The 20657-nt window shown below is 70.8% G+C and carries 16 protein-coding genes; 8 read left to right on the top strand and 8 right to left on the bottom strand.

What is annotated here, in order from left to right; translation table 11 throughout:
• Positions 1 to 332 precede the first annotated feature (332 nt).
• From ACIRSS_RS38530 to dnaE, 3 genes are all read right to left on the bottom strand, one after another.
• Complete coding sequence (locus ACIRSS_RS38530; protein ID WP_400903984.1) at positions 333 to 1526, bottom strand: low temperature requirement protein A; 1194 nt, start codon at positions 1524 to 1526, stop codon at positions 333 to 335.
• 420 nt (positions 1527 to 1946) lie between these two features.
• On the bottom strand, positions 1947 to 3428 hold the full coding sequence (locus tag ACIRSS_RS38525; RefSeq protein WP_400903982.1) for an MFS transporter: 1482 nt from the start codon (positions 3426 to 3428) through the stop codon (positions 1947 to 1949).
• Between the two features lie 67 nt (positions 3429 to 3495).
• Positions 3496 to 7080: a DNA polymerase III subunit alpha gene (dnaE, locus tag ACIRSS_RS38520; RefSeq protein ID WP_400903980.1), complete on the bottom strand. Its 3585-nt coding sequence runs from the start codon at positions 7078 to 7080 to the stop codon at positions 3496 to 3498.
• Between the two features lie 382 nt (positions 7081 to 7462).
• Between dnaE and ACIRSS_RS38515 the strand changes: the two genes are divergently transcribed.
• Genes ACIRSS_RS38515 through ACIRSS_RS38495 form a run of 5 tightly spaced genes read left to right on the top strand, consistent with a single transcriptional unit; the run spans position 7463 to position 13512 of the window.
• Positions 7463 to 8110, top strand: coding sequence for a FadR/GntR family transcriptional regulator (locus ACIRSS_RS38515; RefSeq protein ID WP_400904056.1), 648 nt, complete (start codon positions 7463 to 7465; stop codon positions 8108 to 8110).
• Positions 8107 to 9528, top strand: a complete 1422-nt coding sequence (locus ACIRSS_RS38510) for an amino acid permease (RefSeq protein ID WP_400903976.1) — start codon at positions 8107 to 8109, stop codon at positions 9526 to 9528. The genes ACIRSS_RS38515 and ACIRSS_RS38510 overlap by 4 nt, the downstream gene beginning before the upstream one ends.
• On the top strand, positions 9525 to 10448 hold the full coding sequence (locus ACIRSS_RS38505) for an asparaginase (protein WP_400903974.1): 924 nt from the start codon (positions 9525 to 9527) through the stop codon (positions 10446 to 10448). The genes ACIRSS_RS38510 and ACIRSS_RS38505 overlap by 4 nt, the downstream gene beginning before the upstream one ends.
• Positions 10445 to 11836 carry an aspartate ammonia-lyase gene (aspA, locus tag ACIRSS_RS38500; protein WP_400903972.1) on the top strand — a complete coding sequence of 464 codons (1392 nt, stop codon included), beginning with the start codon at positions 10445 to 10447 and terminating at the stop codon, positions 11834 to 11836. Before ACIRSS_RS38505 ends, aspA begins: the two co-directional genes overlap by 4 nt.
• A gap of 50 nt (positions 11837 to 11886) precedes the next feature.
• A complete protein-coding gene (locus ACIRSS_RS38495; protein ID WP_400903970.1) occupies positions 11887 to 13512 on the top strand; it encodes a CocE/NonD family hydrolase in 1626 nt (541 codons plus the stop codon).
• Here the strand turns inward: ACIRSS_RS38495 and ACIRSS_RS38490 are convergent.
• Positions 13502 to 14260 carry a metallophosphoesterase gene (locus tag ACIRSS_RS38490; protein ID WP_400903968.1) on the bottom strand — a complete coding sequence of 253 codons (759 nt, stop codon included), beginning with the start codon at positions 14258 to 14260 and terminating at the stop codon, positions 13502 to 13504. The genes ACIRSS_RS38495 and ACIRSS_RS38490 overlap by 11 nt on opposite strands.
• Positions 14261 to 14262: 2 nt before the next feature.
• Positions 14263 to 14889, bottom strand: coding sequence for a GntR family transcriptional regulator (locus ACIRSS_RS38485; protein WP_400903967.1), 627 nt, complete (start codon positions 14887 to 14889; stop codon positions 14263 to 14265).
• A 45-nt stretch (positions 14890 to 14934) separates the two neighbouring features.
• Between ACIRSS_RS38485 and ACIRSS_RS38480 the strand changes: the two genes are divergently transcribed.
• A complete protein-coding gene (locus ACIRSS_RS38480; protein ID WP_400903965.1) occupies positions 14935 to 16104 on the top strand; it encodes an aminotransferase class V-fold PLP-dependent enzyme in 1170 nt (389 codons plus the stop codon).
• On the opposite strand, the gene ACIRSS_RS38475 is transcribed toward ACIRSS_RS38480, so the two are convergent.
• Positions 16101 to 17048 (bottom strand): SDR family NAD(P)-dependent oxidoreductase, encoded by a 948-nt coding sequence (locus tag ACIRSS_RS38475; RefSeq protein WP_400903964.1) that lies wholly within the window; start codon positions 17046 to 17048, stop codon positions 16101 to 16103. The genes ACIRSS_RS38480 and ACIRSS_RS38475 overlap by 4 nt on opposite strands.
• Positions 17049 to 17087: 39 nt before the next feature.
• Positions 17088 to 18224, bottom strand: a complete 1137-nt coding sequence (locus tag ACIRSS_RS38470; protein WP_400903963.1) for an acyl-CoA dehydrogenase family protein — start codon at positions 18222 to 18224, stop codon at positions 17088 to 17090.
• A gap of 31 nt (positions 18225 to 18255) precedes the next feature.
• Here ACIRSS_RS38470 and ACIRSS_RS38465 point away from each other — a divergent pair, with 31 nt between their 5' ends.
• The gene (locus ACIRSS_RS38465; protein WP_400903962.1) at positions 18256 to 19743 is read left to right on the top strand and encodes an AMP-binding protein; all 1488 of its coding nucleotides are present in this window, start codon (positions 18256 to 18258) and stop codon (positions 19741 to 19743) included.
• Between the two features lie 13 nt (positions 19744 to 19756).
• The gene (locus ACIRSS_RS38460; RefSeq protein ID WP_400903960.1) at positions 19757 to 20173 is read left to right on the top strand and encodes a cupin domain-containing protein; all 417 of its coding nucleotides are present in this window, start codon (positions 19757 to 19759) and stop codon (positions 20171 to 20173) included.
• On the opposite strand, the gene ACIRSS_RS38455 is transcribed toward ACIRSS_RS38460, so the two are convergent.
• Positions 20170 to 20634, bottom strand: a complete 465-nt coding sequence (locus tag ACIRSS_RS38455; protein WP_400903958.1) for a MarR family winged helix-turn-helix transcriptional regulator — start codon at positions 20632 to 20634, stop codon at positions 20170 to 20172. The two genes, ACIRSS_RS38460 and ACIRSS_RS38455, sit on opposite strands and share 4 nt — an antisense overlap.
• Positions 20635 to 20657 lie beyond the last annotated feature (23 nt).

Raw genomic sequence — 20657 nt, 5'->3', positions numbered from 1 at the left:
TTTCTTGCTCTCAAAGGAACCTCATACGAGGTTCAATACATAAGCTCTACTGGCTTAGTTCACTAGCACACTGTTGAGTTCTCAAGCAACACACTTCGAACCGCCGCGCCGCGAAGCGCCTTGGTCTTCGGCTTTTGTTTCAAGCTTTGTTCCAGGGATACCACCCTGGTTCGGGACCACCCACTCTACCACGATCGTGGGAGCTTGGTTCGTGTTCCCGGCGGCCACCCGGTTTCCCTGGCGACTTGGAGAACTTTACATGCCCCCGAAACCCCCTCGCACAGGGGGGTCCCTTTTATCGCGCCAGGCCGCTGACCTGCACCGATCCGCGATCAAGCCGGCTGGGGCTGCCCGTGGGTCGCGACGACCGTCAGCGCGACGAGCGCGGCCGTCAGCACCGCGGCGATGTGGATCGGCGCCGGCGTGAACGACGCCGCCAGGACGAGCACCGCCGTCACCGGGAACCCGACGGCGATCGGCCGGCACTCGTTGGTCGGCCCGATGTGCAACAGCCACACGCTCAGCAGGAAGACCGCGACCGGGATCGTGGTCGGCAACGCGGCGGCCACGCCGCCGAGGTGCAGGGTCCCCGTGTCGTACGCGACCGCCACCTCGAGCCCCGCGCCGACGGCCGCGACGGACGCGAAGATCAGGTAGTGGCCGTAACCCCAGCTCATCGACGTGAACATCGTCGGCCGGCGGACGAGCCGCGCGTGTCCGGGCCGGTCGAAGTACAGCCACCACATGGAGAACACGAGGACCAGCCCGGCCGCGGCCAGCGAGATCAGCTCGCCGGTGTGCCCCGGCTCCGCGGTGCCCTCCTTGATCGCGTTCGTCGCGCTGAGGATGACCTCGCCGAGCACGATCAAGGTGAACAAGCCGTACCGCTCCGCGATGTGGTGCGGGTGCCAGGTCGTGCCGTGCCGGCTCTCGGCCCAGACCGGGACGGCCATCTCCAGCACCGCGAACCCGATGAAGGCGATCAGCCGCACCCCGTCCGGCAGCCACAGGTAGGACACCCACAGCACCTGGACCACCGCGATGCCCGCCGCGTACCGCAGCGCCGCCGGGCGGCAGCGGGGATCGGACCGCGCGGCCCGCAGCCACTGGAACACCATCGCCAGCCGCATCAGCACGTACCCGATGACCATCAGCCGGAAGTCGCCCTCGAACGCGCTCGACACCGCCGCCGCGACCGTCAGCCCGCCGGCGATCTGCACGAGCGTGGCCAGCCGGTACGGGACGTCGTCGGTGTCGAACGCCGAAGCGAACCAGCTGAAGTTCAGCCAGCCCCACCAGATCGCGAAGAACACCGTCGCGAACGACGTGACGCCGTGGGCGGCGTGGCCCTCGGCCAGCGCGTGGTGCAGCGAAGCCGCGGCCTGGCCGACGGCGACCACGAAGCAGAGGTCGAACAGCAGTTCCAGGGGTGTCGCGACGCGGTGGTGCTCACCGCTGTCGCGCGAGCGCATCGGCCGGTACCACACCCGCAGCCGGCTCTCCGGCCGCGACGGCTGCTGGGTCATCGAAGCTCCCGGTCTCGTGCCTGTCGGACGCGGTCATCCCAACATGATCACGAGCGGGGTGGAAGCACGACACGAAGAACGGGCGGGCCCGGTTCCCCCTCACCCGGGCCCACCCGCTGCCGTCACGCGCCGGCGGCTGCCGATGGGCATCCCTTCCGCGAGTGCCGGACGGTCCCCCGCGGACGCCGACAACTCACTGGATGGAAGGTGACCGAGTGTGTCCATTCCCTCGAACTCCGGACGCCTCGATCGCTCGGGCCGGTCACCCCATCCCCGGGTGGCCGACCGATTGCCACTGTCGGTAGCCGAAGCCGCGCAGTGAAGGCTCCATAAGATCTACCCGGTTGCTCTGCGTAGCACCAGTGTCTTTCCGCGCTCGTCACTCGTTTGGAGCATCGCGAATCTGCCGAAAGTAGTGTCTCAGCCCCGTTGGACGTCCGCGGCGGACGTCTCAGCCCGCCGGTCTTCGCGTTCGTGGTCGGAAGTCTGCGCACGGTGGCGCCGCGCCCGCAGTTCGGCGATCGCGAGGGCCAGCGCGAGGCACGTCAAGCCGGCCGCGCAGCACAGCGCGACGGTCAGCGCGAGCGGGTAGTCCTTCGCCGCGACGACGACCGTGCCGAACACCGAAGCCAGTACCGCGGTGCCGATGGCCGTGCCGATCCGCTGCCCGGTCTGCAGCGCGCCGCCGGCGACACCCGCCATCCGAACCGGCACGCACTCGAGCGTCAACGTCGTGTTCGGCGAGATCACCATGCCGCCGCCCACCCCCGCGAACAGCAGCGGCAAGGCGAACGCCCACCCGGACGCCGACGGCGGGACGAGCTCGGCGAGCACCGCCACCGCGAGCAGGCCCAGCGCGACCATGGCCAGGCCGGTGACCGTCAGCCGCCGGCCGAAGGTCGGCACGAGCCGCCCGGCGACGGCCGCGGACACCGCCGAGCCGACCGCGAACGGCGTCACCGACAGGCCCGACTGCAGCGGCGTGTAGTGGAGGCCCTGCTGGAAGAACATCGCGAAGACCAGCCAGATCCCGGCGAACCCGCAGAAGTACAGGGCGCCGACGGCGGCACCGGCGGCGTAGCCCGGCGTGCCGGTGAACAGCCGGGTGTCCAGCAGCGGCGACCGGCCGCGCCGGACGACCGAACGCTCCCAGCGCACGAACGCGAACCCGAACACCAGCGCGACGACGAACAGCCACCAGAACCGGGCCGGCCCGCCGTCGTCGGACTGGATGACCGGCAGCAGCACGCCGAGGACGGCGATCGCGAGCAGCGCGATGCCGACGAAGTCGATCTCCGACCGGACCTTGATCTGCTTCTTCTCGCTGCGAGGCAGCAGCCGCAGGGCCAGCGCGAACGCGAGGACGCCGATGGGGACGTTGACGTAGAACACCCAGCGCCAGCCGTCCTGCGCGCCGAAGACGGCGAGGATCGCGCCGCCGAGGATCGGGCCGACCGCCGTCGAGATCCCGACGACGGCACCGAACATCCCGAACGCGCGGCCGCGCTCGGCGCCGCGGAAGAGGTCCTGGATCAGGCCGGTGTTCTGCGGGGTGAGCATGCCGGCCGCGACGCCCTGGGCGAGCCGCGCGATCACCAGCGTCGTCTCGTTCGGGGCCGCGCCGGCCAGCGCGCTCGTGATGACGAACGCGGCGAGGGCGCCGAGGAACATGTTCCGGCGGCCGAACGCGTCGCCGAGCCGGCCGCCGGTGACCAGGACCAGCCCGAACGCCAGCGCGTAGCCGGAGACGACCCAGCGGATGCCGCCGCTGGTCGCGTTCAGCCCGGACTGCATCGACGGGAGCGCGACGTTGACGATGCTGACGTCGAGCAGCCCCATGAACCCGGCCGTCAGCGAAACGGCAAGCGCTTTCCAGCGACGGGGATCGGGTTCGTAAGTCATCGTGTCCAGCAAACACGAAAGGCGGGATCCGCGCGCGTTGTGCGCAGGGATCCCGCCTCCCGAAACGTCACGTGGAAGCCGTGATGCCCCGGATGCCCTTGAGCTCACCGATCAGCATCGAGCTGACCTTGACCGGGTAGTCGTAGAGCGCGAAGACCGTCTGGTTCCGCCCCACCAGCTTGAGGTGCACCGGGGTCTCCCCCTTGTGCGCCAGCAGCGTGGACCGCAGCTCGCTGACCACCGACTGGTCGATCTTCTCCGCCGCGGCCAGCAGGACCAGCGGGGGCTCGTCGTCGCCGTTGCCGGTGCCGACCTCGGACAGGTCGAGCGTCGCGAGGCCGCCGCCGAAGATCGACATCTTGTCTTCACGCCAGTTGACCCGGCCCTTGACCAGCACCGCGTTGTCTTCGATCAGCTCACCCGCGAAGAGCGCGTACGACTTCGGGAAGAAGAGCACCTCGAGTGAGGCGTCCATGTCCTCGACCGTGCAGATCGCCCAGGGCTCGCCCTTCTTGTTGACCCGCCGCTCCAGCGACGTGATCAGCCCCGAGATGACGATCTCACCTTCCTTCGGCGGGTCCGCGAGGATGCCGGCGATCGGTTTCGGCGCGTGCTTGCGCAGGATCCGCTCGGCACCGTCCAGCGGGTGGGCCGACACGTACAGGCCCAGCATCTCGCGCTCGTAGGCGAGCAGCTGCTTGCGCGGGTACTCCTCCTCGCCGAACTTCAGGTGCGCGAGCGGCGACGACGACGGAGCCGCCTCGCCCTCGTCACCGCCGAAGCCGAACAGGTCGAACTGGCCCATCGCCTCCTGGCGCTTGAGCGGGACGACGGCTTCCACCGCGTCTTCGTGGACCTGGATCATCGACAGCCGCGTGTGGCCGAGCGAGTCGAACCCGCCCGCCTTGATCAGCGACTCGATGACCCGCTTGTTGCAGGCCACGAGCTCGGACTTGTCGAGGAAGTCGGTGAAGGAGGCGTACTTGCCCTTCTCCTCGCGGGTCTTGATGATCGACTCGACGACGTTCGCGCCGACGTTGCGGACGGCACCCAGCCCGAAGCGGATGTCGTCCCCGACGGCCGCGAACCGCAAGGCCGACTCGTTGACGTCCGGCGGCAGCACCTTGATGCCGAGCCGGCGGCACTCGGACAGGTAGACCGCCGACTTGTCCTTGTTGTCGCCGACCGACGTCAGCAGGGCCGCCATGTACTCGGCCGTGAAGTTCGCCTTGAGGTACGCGGTCCAGTAGGAGACCAGGCCGTACGCGGCCGCGTGGCTCTTGTTGAACGCGTAGCCGGCGAACGGGAGGATCGTGTCCCAGAGCGCCTTGACGGCCTCGGCGGAGAACCCGCCCGGGACCAGGTCACTGGCCTTCATCCCGGCTTCGAAGCCCTCGTACTCGAGGTCGAGGACTTCCTTCTTCTTCTTGCCCATCGCGCGGCGGAGCACGTCCGCGCGCCCCATCGTGTACCCGGCCACCTTCTGGCCGATGTGCATGATCTGCTCTTGGTACACGATCAGGCCGTAGGTGTCGGCCAGGATCTCCCGCAGCGGCTCGTCGAGCTCCGGGTGGATCGGCTTGACCTTCTGCCGGTTGTTCTTCCGGTCGGCGTAGTCGTTGTGCGCGTTCATGCCCATCGGGCCGGGGCGGTACAGCGCGCCGACCGCGACGATGTCGTCGAAGACCGTGGGCTCCATGCGGCGGAGCAGGTCTCGCATGGGCCCGCCGTCCAGCTGGAACACGCCGAGCGTGTCGCCGCGGGCGAGCAGCTTGTACGTCTCCGGGTCCTCGACGCCAAGGGTGTCGAGGTCGATGTCGATCCCGCGGTTGGCCTTGATGTTGTCGATCGCGTCCCCGATGACCGTCAGGTTCCGCAGGCCCAGGAAGTCCATCTTCAGCAGGCCGATGGCCTCGCACGACGGGTAGTCCCAGCCGGTGATGATCGAGCCGTCGTCGCGCTGCCAGAGCGGGATGGCGTCGGTCAGCGGGTCGCACGACATGATGACCGCGCAGGCGTGCACGCCCGCGTTGCGGATCAGGCCCTCGAGACCGCGGGCGGTCTCGAAGATCGTCTTGCACTCTTCGTCGGTCTCGACGAGCGCGCGGACCTCGGCGGCTTCGCCGTAGCGCTCGTGCTTCGAGTCGACGATGCCCGAGAGCGGGATGTCCTTCGCCATGATCGGCGGGGGCAGCGCCTTGGAGATCTTGTCCGCGATCGCGTAGCCGGGCTGGCCGAAGTGGACGCGCGCGGAGTCCTTGATCGCGGCCTTGGTCTTAATGGTGCCGAAGGTGATGACCTGGGCGACCTTGTCCGAGCCGTACTTGTCGGTCGCGTACCGGATCATCTCGCCGCGCCGGCGGTCGTCGAAGTCGATGTCGATGTCGGGCATCGAGACGCGCTCGGGGTTCAGGAACCGCTCGAACAGCAGCTTCTGCGGGATCGGGTCCAGGTTCGTGATGCCGAGGACGTACGCGACGAGCGAGCCGGCGGCCGAACCACGGCCCGGGCCGACCCGGATGCCGACGCGGCGGGCGTAGCTGATGAGGTCGGCGACGATCAGGAAGTAGGCCGGGAAGCCCTTCCCGATGATGACGTCGAGCTCCTTCTCGATGCGCTCGTGGTAGCCCTCGGGCGGCCCGTCCGGGAAGCGCCACTTCAGGCCCTTCGCGACCTCTTCGCGCAGCCAGCCGCCCTGGTCGTAGCCCTCGGGCACCTCGAAGAACGGCAGCCGGTCCTTGTGCGCGTAGACGTCTTCGTACGACTCGATGCGCTCGGCGATCATCAGCGTCGTGTCGGCGGCGCCGGGGACCTCCTTGTCCCAGTACTCGCGCATCTCGGCGGCGGACTTGAGGTAGTAGCCGTCGCCGTCGAACTTGAACCGGGTCGGGTCGTTGAGGGTCTTGCCGGCCTGGACGCACAGGAGCGCCGAGTGCGTGTCGGCCTGGTCCTTGGTGACGTAGTGCGAGTCGTTCGTGGCGAGGGGCTTGAGGTCGAGCAGCCGGCCGATCTCGAGGAGGCCTTCGCGGACCGACCGCTCGATCGGCAGGCCGTGGTCCATCAGCTCGAGGAAGAAGTTGTCGGCGCCGAAGATGTCCTTGTAGTCGGACGCGGCCTGGATCGCCGCTTCCTTCTGGCCCAGCCGCAGCCGGGTCTGCACCTCGCCGGACGGGCAGCCGGTGGTGGCGATGATCCCCGAGTGGTTTTCCGCGATCAGCTCGCGGTCCATCCGGGGCTTGCGGTAGTAGCCCTGCATGCTGGCCAGCGAGGACAGCTTGAAGAGGTTCCGCAGGCCGGTGGCGTTCTGCGCGAGCATCGTCATGTGGGTGTACGCGCCGGCGCCCGAGACGTCGCCGCCCTCGCCCAGCTCGTCGGACCCGCGCTGGTTCGACTGTCCCCAGAAGACCGGCTTCTTGTGGAACCGGCTCTCCGGCGCGATGTAGGCCTCGATGCCGATGATCGGCTTGAGGCCGTGCTTCTTCGACTGCTGGTAGAACTCGTCGCCGCCGTACATGTTGCCGTGGTCGGTCATGCCGACCGCGGGCATGCCGAGGCGCGCCGCCTCCGCGAAGAGGGGAGCGATCTTCGCCGCACCGTCGAGCATCGAGTACTCGGTGTGGACGTGCAGGTGGACGAAGGAATCGTTCGACACCAGCGAAAACCTCCCCTAGGTGAATGGGACCGGCTGCGCCCGGGTCCCTCACCCTAACCCGTGGCTCCCGCCGGGCGCGCACGCGCTCGCCGGGGTCGATTCTGCTCCTCGCCGGAGGTGTTCCGCCGCTGCGACGCGCCCCCTTTTCGGGCGGTGGTGATCACGCGCACGCGGTGCTGCCGGGCGGTCACTGGGGGACGCCGGTCCGAGGGTCGCGAGCGGGTACGCCGGAGACGCGGCGGGCACCACCGGCCGCCGGTGAGGTGGGCCACAGCCGCCCCGGCTCGCGTTGACAGCGCACCCCTCGGCACCGAGCATTCCCCGCATGAACCTGTCTGACAGCCAGACAGCCGGACAAGGTGGTCCCCGGCGGGTCAGCGCCATGGAAGCGGTGCTGGCGCACCTGCGGCAGCTCATCGAGCGCGGTGACTACCCGGTCGGCACCAAGCTTCCCTCCGAAGCGTCCCTGAGCAGGGAGTTCGAGGTCAGCCGCTCGGTCATCCGGGAAGCCCTGCGCGGCCTGCAGGCCCTCGGCATGACCGAGTCCAAGACCGGCAAGGGCACGTTCGTCACCGCGACCGGCCCCGCCGACAACCCCACCTTCGGGCCCTACTCCGCCCGCGACCTCATCGAGGTGCGCCGGCACGTCGAGATCCCCGTCGCGGGCTACGCGGCCGTGCGACGCAGCCAGGACGACCTCGACCTGCTCGGCCACCTCGTGGACCGGATGGACGCGGAGACCGACAACACCGCCTGGGTCGCGCTCGACTCGCTCTTCCACATCACCATCGCCCAGGCCTCGGGCAACCCCGTCTTCGGGAAGGTGATCGAAGAGATCCGGGACGCGCTGGCCCGCCAGTCCGCCTTCCTCAACCAGCTCGGCGACCGGCGGCGGCAGTCGAACATCGAACACCGCGAGATCGTCACGGCGATCGAGAGCGGTTCCGAACGACAAGCCGTCGAAGCCATGACCGCGCACCTCACGCACGTCGAAGCCACTCTGACCAGCATCGTGAACGGGGACCAGTGACCGAGCAGACCCTCACGGCCACCTCCGCGGACGCGGGCGACGCCGGCTACAACAAGGCCCTCAAGCCGCGGCACGTGAACATGATCGCCATCGGCGGCGCGATCGGCACCGGCCTATTCCTCGGCGCCGGCGGGCGGCTCGCCCAGGCCGGGCCCGCGCTCGCCATCGTGTACGCCGTCTGCGGCCTCTTCGCCTTCTTCGTCGTGCGCGCGCTCGGCGAGCTCATCCTGTACCGGCCCTCCAGCGGCGCCTTCGTCTCCTACGCCCGCGAGTTCATGGGCGAGAAGGGCGCATACGTCGCCGGCTGGATGCACTTCCTCAACTGGTCGACCACCGGCATCGCCGACATCACGGCGATCGCGCTCTACGCGCACTTCTGGTCGTTCTTCTCGCCGATCCCGCAGTGGGTGCTCGCGCTGATCGCGCTGGCCGTCGTCCTGACGCTCAACCTCGTCTCGGTGAAGCTGTTCGGCGAGATGGAGTTCTGGTTCGCCATCGTCAAGGTCGCCGCGCTCGTGCTGTTCATGGTGATCGGGATCTTCCTGCTGGTGACGCAGACGCCGATCGACGGCACCGTCCCCGGACCGCAGCTGATCACCGACCACGGCGGGATCTTCCCCACCGGGCTGGTGCCGATGGTGCTGATCGTGCAGGGCGTCGTGTTCGCCTACGCCTCGGTCGAGCTGGTCGGCGTCGCCGCCGGCGAGACCGAGAACCCGGAGAAGATCATGCCGAAGGCGATCAACTCCATCATGTGGCGGATCCTCGTCTTCTACGTCGGTTCGGTCGTGCTGCTGGCGATGCTGCTGCCGTGGAGCTCGTACACGAAGGACCAGAGCCCGTTCGTCACCGTGCTGTCGCACCTGGGCGTGCCCGCGGCCGGCAGCGTGATGAACCTGGTCGTGCTCACCGCGGCGCTGTCGAGCCTGAACTCCGGGCTCTACTCGACCGGCCGGATCCTGCGGTCGATGGCCAAGGCGGGCTCGGCGCCGAAGTTCACCGGCGTGATGAACCGCAACCAGGTGCCCTACGGCGGCATCCTGCTCACCGCGTCGGTCTGCGTGCTGGGCGTCGGGCTGAATTACCTGGTGCCGAAGGAAGCCTTCGACATCGTGCTGAACTTCGCCGCGATCGGCATCCTCGCCACCTGGGCGATCATCGTGCTCTGCCACCTGCTCTTCGTCCGGAAGACCAAGCGCGACGGGCTCGAGCGGCCCGCGTTCCGGCTGCCGTTCTCGCCGTACACGGAGATCGCGACGCTCGTGTTCCTGGCCGCCGTCGTCGTGCTGATGGGCTTCGACGAAACCGGCCGGATCACCCTGCTCGCGCTGCCCGCGATCGCCGTCGCGCTGGTGGTGGGCTGGTTCGCCGCCCGCCGGCGGATCGACATGCGCGCGTTCGACGAGGAGGGCATGTGACCGCCGAACCCCTGGTCGAGCTGGTCCGCGACGGCATGGTCGAGGGCGGGCACCACGGCTCCGCCATCGTGCTCGCCCCGGACGGCGCGACGCTGTTCGCCGCGGGCGATCCGGACGCCGCGATGTACCCGCGCTCGACGGCGAAACCGCTGCAGGCCGCCGCGATGGCCCGGCTCGGGCTGCTCCTGTCCCCCGCCGGGTTCGCGATCGCCGCGGCGAGCCACTCCGGCGAGCCGGAGCACCTGGACGCCGCGTCCGCCGTGCTCGACGGCCACTCCCCCGACGAGCTGGGTAATCCGGCCGACTTCCCGTACGACCCCGTCGAGCGCGACCGCTGGCTCGCCGCGGGACGGGCGCCGAGCCGGCTGGCGCACAACTGCTCCGGCAAGCACGCCGCGATGCTCAAGACGTGCCGGCTCAACGGCTGGACCGTCGACGGCTACCTCGACCCGGCGCACCCGCTGCAGCGCGCGATCGCCGCCACCGTCGAGGACCTCACCGGGCACGGCATCGAGCGCGTGGCCGTGGACGGCTGCGGTGCCCCGCTGTTCGCGACGACACTGCGCGGCCTCGCGACCGCCGTCTCGAAGATCGCCGCGGCCGCGCCCGGCACGCCGGAACACCTGGTCGCCGACGGGATCCGCCGGCACCCGGAGCTGGTCGGCGGCAGCCGCCGGGACGTCACCGCCGTCATGCGCGCGGTGCCCGGGCTGATCGCGAAGGACGGCTTCGAGGCCGTCCAGGTCGCCGCGCTGCCGGACGGCACGGCGATCGCCTTCAAGATCGCCGACGGCGGCGACCGCGCGCGGTACCCCGTGCTGGCCGCCGCGCTCGAGCTGTGCGGGGTCGAGGTCCCGGACGGACCGGACAACCTGCGCGTCACCGGAAAACTGGCCGCCTCTGTGGGGAGCTTGCGATGACCACCCGCCGCGAACACGACCTGCTCGGCGACAAGGACGTCCCCGCCGACGCCTACTGGGGCGTGCACACCGCCCGCGCCCGGGAGAACTTCCCCATCACCGGCACGACGATCGCCGCCTACCCGCACCTGATCGAAGCGCTGGCCTCGGTGAAAGAAGCGGCGGCCCGCGCCAACGCCGAGCTGGGGCTGCTCGAACCCGAGATCGCCGACGCCATCTGCGAGGCCTGCCGGGAGATCCGCGAAGGCGCACTGCACGGCGAGTTCGTCGTCGACGTCATCCAGGGCGGCGCCGGGACGTCGACCAACATGAACGCCAACGAGGTCATCGCCAACCGCGCGCTCGAGCTGCTCGGGCACGCCAAGGGCGACTACCACGTCGTGCACCCCAACGAGCACGTCAACCGCGGGCAGTCGACGAACGACGCGTACCCGACCGCGGTCAACGTCGCGACAATCATCGCCGTGCGTGAGCTGTCGGAAGCGATGGTTGTGCTGGAGAAGGCGTTCGCCGCCAAGGCCGTCGAGTTCCACGACGTGCTGAAGATGGGCCGCACGCAGCTGCAGGACGCGGTCCCGATGACGCTCGGCCAGGAGTTCGGCACCTACGCGGTGATGCTCGGCGAGGACCGGCTGCGGCTGAACGAAGCCGTTGCGCTGCTGCACGAGATCAACCTCGGCGCGACCGCGATCGGCACCGGCCTCAACGCCGCGCCGGGGTACGCCGAAGCCGCGTGCCGGCACCTGCGCGAGATCACCGGGCTGCCCGTCGTCACCGCTGCGGACCTGGTCGAGGCGACCCAGGACTGCGGCGCATTCGTGCACCTGTCCGGCGTGCTCAAGCGGATCGCCGTCAAGCTTTCGAAGAGCTGCAACGACCTGCGGCTGCTGTCGTCGGGTCCGCGTGCCGGGTTGAACGAGATCAACCTGCCGCCGGTGCAGGCCGGGTCGTCGATCATGCCCGGCAAGATCAACCCGGTGATCCCCGAGGTGGTGAACCAGGTCGCGTTCGAGGTGATCGGCAACGACGTCACCGTGACGATGGCCGCCGAGGCCGGGCAGCTGCAGCTCAACGCGTTCGAGCCGATCATCCTGCACGCGCTGTCGGAGAGCATCACGCACCTGGGCGCGGCCTGCCGGACGCTGGCCACGAAGTGCGTCGCGGGGATCACCGCGAACGTCGACGTGCTGCGCGCCTACGTCGAGAACTCGATCGGGCTGGTCACCGCGCTCAACCCGAGCATCGGCTACGCGGCCGCGACGGAGATCGCCAAGGAGGCCCTCGCGACCGGGCGGGGCGTCGCCGAGCTCGTCGTCGAGAAGGGCCTGATCCCCGCCGAGGAGCTCGCCAGGCTGCTGCGTCCGGAAACGCTCGCCCGCGCGAACTGAGGTACGGTCGGATCCGGAAGGATCTGCTCCACTTCGGAAGGCGGGCGCCCGTGCTGGACCGACTTGTCGACAAGCTGCTCGGACTCCCCCGCCCCGAAGGCCCGAAGCCGGTGGTGACGCGCGACCTCACCGTGCCGATGCCCGACGGCGTCACGCTGCTCGCCGACCGGTACGCGCCGGCCGGGACGACGTCGGCGCCGGTGGTGCTGATCCGCACGCCCTACGGGCGCAAGGGCATCCTCTCGAAGCTCTTCGGCGACACGTTCGCCCGGCACGGCCTGCAGACGGTCATCCAGAGCACGCGCGGCTCGTTCGGCTCCGGCGGCGAGTTCCGGCCGTTCCACCTCGAGCGCGAGGACGGCCTCGCGACCGCCGAATGGCTGCGCGCGCAGCCGTGGTGCGACGGCAACCTCGCCATGGCGGGCGCCAGCTACCTCGGCCACACGCAGTGGGCGGTCGGGCCGTACCTCGACCCGCCCCTGGCGGCGATGTGCCTCGGCGTGACGGCGTCGGAGTTCGTCTCGACGTTCTACCCCGGCGGCGTGCTCGCGGCGGACAACATGGTGTCGTGGTCGGCGATGATCGGCCGCCAGGAAGAGCGCTTCGCCGCGCTGCCGAACCCGCTGCAGAAGCGCAAGACGCGGAAGGCGATGTCGTTCCTGCCGCTGAGCCGCGCCGACGTCGCCGCGATCGGGAAGCCGGTGCAGTTCCTCCAGGACATCACCGAGCACTTCGTCCCCGAAGACGACTACTGGGCGATGTCCGACCACAGCGCCGAAGTCGCGAAGCTCGACGTCCCGGTGTCGATGGTGACCGGCTGGTACGACCTGTTCATCGGCTCCCAGCTGCGCGACTTCCGGATCCTCGCCGAGGCGGGCAAGGCGCCGCGGCTCACGGTCGGGCCGTGGGCGCACGGCGAGCCGGCGAGCATGGGCCCGATGATCCGGGACCAGCTCGGGTTCCTGCGCGCGCACCTGCTCGGCGACCGGACGCAGCTGCAGCGTTCGCCGGTCCGGCTGTTCCTGCAGGGCGCCGGGACGTGGCTGGACTTCGAGTCGTGGCCGCCGCCCTCGACGGCGACCGCGTCGCACCTGCGGCCGATCGGCGGGCTCGGCGAGACCGTCGCCGGCGAGGCGCGGCCGACGACGTTCACCTACGACCCGGCGGACCCGACACCGGCGGTCGGCGGCCCGCTGCTGACCGGCGAGTGGAAGCAGCGCGACAACCAGGAGGTCGAGGCCCGGCCGGACGTGCTGGTGTTCACCGGCGAGCCGCTGCCGGCGGAGCTGGACGTCATCGGCGAGGTGTCGGCGACGGTGCACGTGCGCACCGAGCTCGGCCACGCGGACGTCTACGTGCGGCTCTGCGACGTCGACGCGAACGGCGTGTCCCGCAACGTGACCGACGGGATCGTGCGGCTGCGGCCCGGTTTCCCGGCGGCCGACGACGACGGGGTGGTGACGGCGGAGGTGACGCTCGACCCGACGGCGTACCGCTTCCGCCGAGGCCACCGCCTGCGCGTCCAGGTGGCGGGCGGGGCGTTCCCGCGGTTCGCGCGCAACCACGGGACGGACGAGCCGGTCACGTCGGCGGTGAAGGGCAAGCCGAACCGCTTCGAGATCTTCCACGACGCCGCCCGGCCGTCGAAGCTCACGCTGCCGGTGTTCAGCGGCTGACCACGCGGTGGTGGCTGGTCACCCGGCCGTCGTCGTGCAGGACGTGCAGCAGCAGGGACGGCGGACGCTCGTAGTCCAGCGGGCCGCCGTCGTCCCAGCCGCGGTCCGCGCCCGGCTCCACCGGCAGCAACGACTGCGACACCACGCCCGGCGCGATGCGCAGCGGCACTCCGGCGAACGTCGTCGACGCGCCCGTGTGCACGTGCCCGGCCAAGAGCGCCTTCACGCGCGGGTGCCGGGCCAGCACCGCCGCCAGCCGGTCCTCGCCGGACTGGCGGATCGCGTCGACCAGCTCCACTCCCACCTCGACCGGCGGGTGGTGGAAGGCGACGAACGCCGGGCCGTCGCCGCTCGCGAGCGTGTCGTCGAGCCACGCCAAGGTGGAGTCGGCCAGGAAACCCGCGCCGCGGCCGGGAATCGTCGAGTCGCACAGCGCGAACAGGACGCCGTCGACCTCCTGGGCGAAGTCGATCGGGCCGTCGGACGCGGGCAGGCCGAGCAAGCCGGTGCGGAACGCCGAACGGACGTCGTGGTTGCCCGGGCACACCAGCACCGGCGCCGGGTGCTTCAGCAGTTCGGCGGCGCGCGCGTATTCGGACGCCGCGCCGTGGTCGGCGATGTCGCCGGTCACCACGACCGCGTCGATCGGGCGGGCCAGGCCGCCGAGCCAGGCCATCACGGCCGCGACCCGGTCTTCCGCCCGCGGGTCGCCGTCGAGGTGCAGGTCGCTCAGGTGCGCGATGATCATCTTCAGTCCTTCCCCAGGTACGCCAGCGCTTTCACCCAGTTCCGGACGAGCACCGCGGACGCCGTCGGCAGGTCTCCGTCGCGCAGCGCGGCGGCGATGCGGCGGTGCTCGCCGATGCTCTCCCCGGCACGGGCCGCCCCGCCGAAGTAGCACGATTCGTACCGCTTGAGCAGCGGCTTGGTCTGCCCGATCAGCCGCAGCAGGTGCGGGTTGGGGCAGCGGGACAGCAGCAGGGCGTGCCACCGTTCGTCCACATCGGACAGATCGGCGCCGGACTCGAGCGCCGCCGCCATTTCGTCGGCGACGGCGTCGAGCGCGTCCGGCAGCCCGGCCAGCTCCAGCGGCGACGTCCAGCGCAGGGCCAGCGCTTCGAGCTCGGCGACCAGCGGGTAGAGGCGGCGGGCCTCGTCGGGGTCGAACGGCGGCACCAGGAACCCCCGCCCCGGCGCGGAAACGAGCAGCCCGCGGTCCGCGAGCCCGATCAGCGCCTCCCGCAGCGGCGTCCGGCTGACGCCCAGTTCGCGGGCCAGGTGCACCTCGTTGACGCGGGCGCCGGCGGCGAGCCGCCCGTCCAGCACGCGGGTGGTGATCTCCTCGATGAGGTCGCTGCGCAAGGGGGTCCGAGCCATGGGCGCAGTATTGCATACAGAAGAGAGCTACTGTATTCAGTTCACATGACCTTCGACGTCGACCGCGCCCGCCGGGAAACGCCCGGCTGCGCCGAAGTGGTCCACTTCAACAACGCCGGTTCGGCGCTCCCGCCGGCCGTCGTGACCGACACCGTCGTCGAGTACCTGCGCCACGAAGCGCTGCGCGGCGGCTATGAGGCAGCGGCCGAGGCGTCCGACCGGCTCGCCGCGGTGTACGCGTCGGCGGCGCGGCTCGTCGGCGCCGAACCCGACGACATCGCGCTCACCGACAACGCGACCCGGTCGTGGCAGGCGGTCTTCTACGCGCTGCCCTTCAAGGCCGGCGACCGGATCCTCACCTCGCGCGCGGAGTACGCCAGCAACGCGATCGCGTACCTGCAGGTCGCCAAGCGCACCGGCGCGGTCGTCGAGGTGGTCGGCGACGACGAGTCGGGCCAGCTGGACGTCGAAGACCTGAAGCGGCGCGTCGACGGCGACGTCAAGCTGATCGCCGTCAGCCACGTGCCCACCCAGGGCGGCCTGGTCAACCCGGCCGAGGAGGTCGGCGCGGTCGCCGAGGCGGCCGGCATCCCGTTCCTGCTCGACGCGTGCCAGTCCGCCGGCCAGCTCGACCTCGACGTCTCGCGCTTGAAGTGCGACGCGCTGTCGACGACCGGCCGGAAGTACCTGCGCGGCCCGCGCGGCACCGGGTTCCTCTACGTGCACCCGCGGCTGCGCGAGCGGCTGGAGCCCGCGATGCTCGACCTGCATTCGGCGAGCTGGGAGTCCCCGACGGAGTACGTCGTCGACCCGACCGCCAAGCGCTTCGAGGTGTGGGAACGCGACTTCGCCGCGGTGTTCGGCCTCGGCGCGGCGATCGACTATGCGCTCGACTGGGGCCTGCCGGCCATCGAAGAGCGCGTCGCCTCCCTGGCGGCCACGCTGCGCGGCCGGCTCGCCGAAGCCGGGGCGCGCGTGCACGACGTCGGCGCCCGCAAGTGCGGCATCGTCACGTTCAGCCTCGCGGGGACGCCCGCCGCGGAGATCAAGGCGCGGCTCGCCGAGGCGAACATCAACACGTCGGTGTCGTCGCGGACGTCGGCCCAGTTCGACTTCACCGCGCGCGACCTGCCGGACCTGGTCCGGGCGTCGGTGCACTACTACAACACCGAGGACGAGATCGACCTGCTGGTGCGGCAGGTGGAGAAGCTCTAGAAGGCGTTGACGCCGGTCAGCTCGGCCGACACCGTCCACAGCCGCTCGGCCTGCGCCGGGTCGATCGCGTAGTCCTTGACGCCCGTGCGGGTGCCGTCGGCGGGCGCGGGCTCGGCGACGTCGCAGTCCTCAAGGTAGACCCCGCCGAGGCCGTCGAGCCGCGGGGACGTCGCCGCCCAGACCTGGGTCGCGGCGCCCTGCTCCGGCGTCTTCGCGCCGCCGGTGACCCGCCCGGACTCGTCGACCATGCCGGCGTCGACGAGCTCCTGGCGGTCCAGGTGGCGCACGAGGTCGGTGAGGATCCGGCCCGGGTGCAGGGCGAACGCGCGGACGCCGTGGTCGCGCGCCAGCTTGTCGAGGTGGACGGCGAAGAGCACGTTCGCCGTCTTCGCCTGGCCGTAGGCGAGCCACTTGTCGTAGCCCTGCCGGAAGTCGAGGTCGTCGAAGCGGACCGGGCCGTAGTGGTGGCCGCGTGAGGAGACCGAAACGACCCGGGCACCAGGGTTGAACGCGGGCCAAAGCCGGTTCACCAAGGCGAAGTGGCCCAGGTGGTTGGTCGCGAACTGCGCTTCCCAGCCCGGCCCGACGCGGGTCTCCGGCAACGCCATGATCCCGGCGCTGCCGATGAAGACGTCGATCCCGCGCCCCGACGCGAGGAACCGCTCGGCGAACGCGCGGACGCTGTCGAGGTCACCGAGGTCCAGCTCGTCGATCTCGACGTTTTCGAAGTCCCGCAAGGCTTCTTCCGCCGTGGCGCGGCGGCGGGCCGGGACGACGACGTGCGCGCCCGCGGCCGTCAGCGCCCGCGTCGTCTCCAGGCCGATGCCCGAGTAGCCGCCGGTGACGATCGCGAGCTTGCCGGTCAGGTCGACGCCCGCCACGGCTTCGGCCGCGGTGGTCTCGGCTCCGAAGCCGGAGCCGATCTTGTGCTGTGCGGTGGTCATGACCCGACGCTAAGTCCTGGAGTGGACTCCAGCGCAAGTTCAGTCCTTGAGCAGCTGCCGCGCGATGACGAGCTTCTGGATTTCGCTGGTGCCTTCGTAGATGCGGAACAGCCGCGCGTCGCGGTAGATCCGCTCGACCGTGACGCCGCGGACGTACCCCATCCCGCCGTGCACCTGGACCGCGCGGTCGGCGACCCGGCCGAGCATCTCGGTGCAGAACAGCTTCGCCGACGACGGCCCGAGCTTGCGGTCCTCGCCCGAGTCGTACTTCGCGGCGGCTTCGTGCACCATCGCGCGGCCGGCCGCGAGCTCCGCGTGCGACTCCGCGAGCAGCGCCTGGACGAGCTGGTATTCGCCGATCACGCGGCCGCCTTGACGGGCTGTCCGCGCGTACTCGACGGCTTCGGCGAGCGCGCGCTCCGCCATGCCGACGCACAGGGCCGCGATGTGCAGCCGGCCGCGGGCGAGCGAGGCCATCGCGATGCCGAAGCCCTTGCCCTCCTCGCCGACCAGCGCGTCGGCCGACAACTCGACGTCGTCGAAGACCACCTCGGACGTCCACGCGCCGGCCTGGCCCATCTTGGCGTCGTGCGGCCCGACCGTGACGCCGGCCGCGCCCGCGGGCACCAGGAACGCCGAGATGCCGCGGCTGCCGGTGCTGTCGAGGTCCGTGCGCGCGAACGCGACGAAGACCTCGGCCAGCGGCGCGTTCGTGATGAACCGCTTGGTGCCCGAGAGGCGGTAGCGGTCGCCGTCGCGGACCGCGCGGCTGGTCAGCCCGCCCGGGTCGGAGCCGGCTTCGGCCTCGGTGAGCGCGAACGACGCGATCGCCTGCCCCGCGGCCAGCCGGGGCAGCCAGCGGGTGCGCTGGTCCGGCGTCCCGTAGTGCACGATCGCCTGGCCGGCGATGCCGTTGTTGGTGCCGAACAGCGACCGGAACGCGGGGGTCGTGTGGCCGAGCTCGATCGCGAGCCGGACGTCTTCGGCCATGCCGAGGCCGAGGCCGCCGTACTCCTCCGGCAGCGCCCAGCCGAACAGGCCCAGCTCGGCGGCCTTGTCCCGGATCTCGGCCGGGATCTCGTCGCGCTCGTCGATCTCCGCCTCGCGCGGCACGACCTCCTTGCGCACGAAGTCGCGCACCGCGCCGAGAACCTGCCCGAAAAGCTCCGCGTCCATGCGTCGCACGGTACCCGGTAGCGTGCGGGGCGTGAGCACCTTCTTCGACGTCGCCGAGCAGCACCCGGACCGGCTCGCGGTGCTCGCGCCCGACGGGACCGCCGCGACCTTCGGCGAGCTGGCGGCGCGGGCGAACCGGCTGACGCACGCACTGCACCGGCTGGGGCTCGGGGAGGGCGACGGCGTCGTCGCGATCGTCCACAACGGACTCCCCTACTTCGAGCTGCTGTTCGCCACGCTGCAGGCCGGGATGTACTTCACCCCGGTCAACTACCGGTCATCCCCGGCCGAAATCGCTTACGTGGTGGCGAACAGCGGCGCCCGGGTCGTCGTCGCCGACGCGGACATCGCGCGCGAATGCGACCTCGACCTGCCGCGGTTCTCCGTCGGCGCGGCCGACGGCTGGGGCGACTACGCGTCCTGGGGCGAGGACGAACCGTCGACGCCACCGGAACCGCGGACCGCGGGCCAGACGATGCTCTACACGTCGGGCACCACCGGGCGGCCGAAGGGCGTCCGGCGCGCGCTCAGCGGGAAACCGCCGTCGCTGCACCCGATCCACCGCGATCTGCTGGCTTCGTTCGACGTCGTCCCGGGGCCGGGGGTGCACCTGGTGGCGTGCCCGCTGTACCACGCGGCGCCCGGTTCGTTCGCCGTCAACGCCATGCACCTCGGGCACAGCGCGGTGCTGATGGACCGGTTCGACGCCGAGGAGACGCTGCGGCTGATCGAACGGCACCGCGTCACCGGCACCCACCTCGTGCCGACCATGTTCCACCGGATGCTGCGGCTGCCCGAGGACGTCCGCGCGCGGTACGACACGTCGAGCCTGACCAGCGTCATCCACGGCGCGGCGCCGTGCCCGCGCGAGGTCAAGGAGCGGATGATCGCCTGGCTCGGCCCGGTGGTGCACGAGTACTACGGCGCCTCGGAAGGGCTGATCTGCGGCGTCACGGCCGCCGAATGGCTGGCCGCGCCGGGCACCGTGGGCCGGCCGCTGACCGGCGTGCGGCTGAAGATCCTCGACGACGACGGCGCCGAGGTCCCGGCCGGCGAGCCGGGCACGATCTGGTTCAGCTCCGCCCACACCGCGATCGACTACCTCGGCGACCCGGAGAAGACCGCGGCGAACCGGTTCGGCGAATTCATCACCGTGGGCGACTTCGGCCACCGCGACGCCGAAGGCCGCGTCTTCCTGCTCGACCGCCGGACCGACCTGATCCTCTCCGGCGGCGTCAACATCTACCCGGCCGAGATCGAGGCGCGGCTGCTGAGCCACCCGGACGTCGCCGACGCGGCGGTGATCGGCGAGCCGGACGAGGAGTGGGGACAGCGGGTCGTCGCCGTCGTCGAGCCGGTCCCCGGCGTCGCCGCGGACGACGACCTGGCCGCGCGGCTGGCCGAACACTGCCGGGCGGCGCTGGCCGGGTTCAAGACGCCGAAGCGGTTCGACTTCACCGATCGCCTGCCGCGCACCGAATCGGGCAAGATGATGCGGCGCACCCTGCGCTCATCGTGAGGAGAACTGCCCGATGCGCAAGACCTGCACGATCATCGCCGCCTCCGCGCTCGCCCTCGCCCTGCTGCCCGCGACGGCGTCCGCGACGCCCGGCAGCGGCGTCACCGGCACGATCCTGGCCAAGAAGACGATCGGCCACACCGACTACACGCTGCGGGAGATCACCGTCCAGCCCGGCGGCTACACCGGCTGGCACTTCCACGACGGCACGCTCTACGCGTACGTGAAATCCGGGACGCTGACGCACAACCTGGCCGACTGCAGCATCGACGGCGTCTTCGGCACCGGGCGCGCGTTCACCGAGAAGCCCGACCAGGTGCACATCGGCCGCAACCTCGGGTCGACGCCGCTCGTGCTCGAAGTCCTGTACGTGCTCCCGGCGGGCAGCCCGCTGTCGGAGGACGCGCCGGACCCGGGCTGCGGCTTCTAGCTGGAGAACCACCCCGCGGCGTCCAGCCGGTAGGCCGCGGGCCCGACGACCTTGCGCAGGTCGGCCTCGAGCGCGCCGATCCGCTCGGCGCCGACCGCGCGGGCCCAGTCGTTGCGCAGGTCGTCGAAGATTTCCGCGGACTTCGTGAGCGCGTCGATGCCGTGCGCGGTGAGCCGCACGATCTTGCGGCGCGCGTCGCCGGGGTCGTCGGCGCGTTCGGCGTACCCGAGCGCCTCGAGCCGCTCGACCGTCTTGCCCGCCGCCTGCTTCGAGACACCGAGGCGGCGGCCGATCTCCGACGCCGTCGCTCCCTGGACGCCGATCGCCTGCATGGCGAAGCCGTAGGACGGCCGCACGTCCGGGTGCCCGCGGCGCGCGAGCTCGGCGTGGAGGCGGTCGATGAGCGTGCGGAAGCCGCCGAAGAGCAGGAAGGGCAGCTCGTAGCCGGGCGTGTCGGTCATTACCCCTTGCCTTTTTCGACAAC

It is taken from the genome of Amycolatopsis sp. NPDC101161 (genome assembly GCF_044768185.1).
Classification (GTDB): Bacteria; Actinomycetota; Actinomycetes; order Mycobacteriales; family Pseudonocardiaceae; genus Amycolatopsis.
The sequence above is the reverse complement of the archived record's forward strand: the minus strand, read 5'-3'. Positions and strand labels throughout refer to the sequence as shown.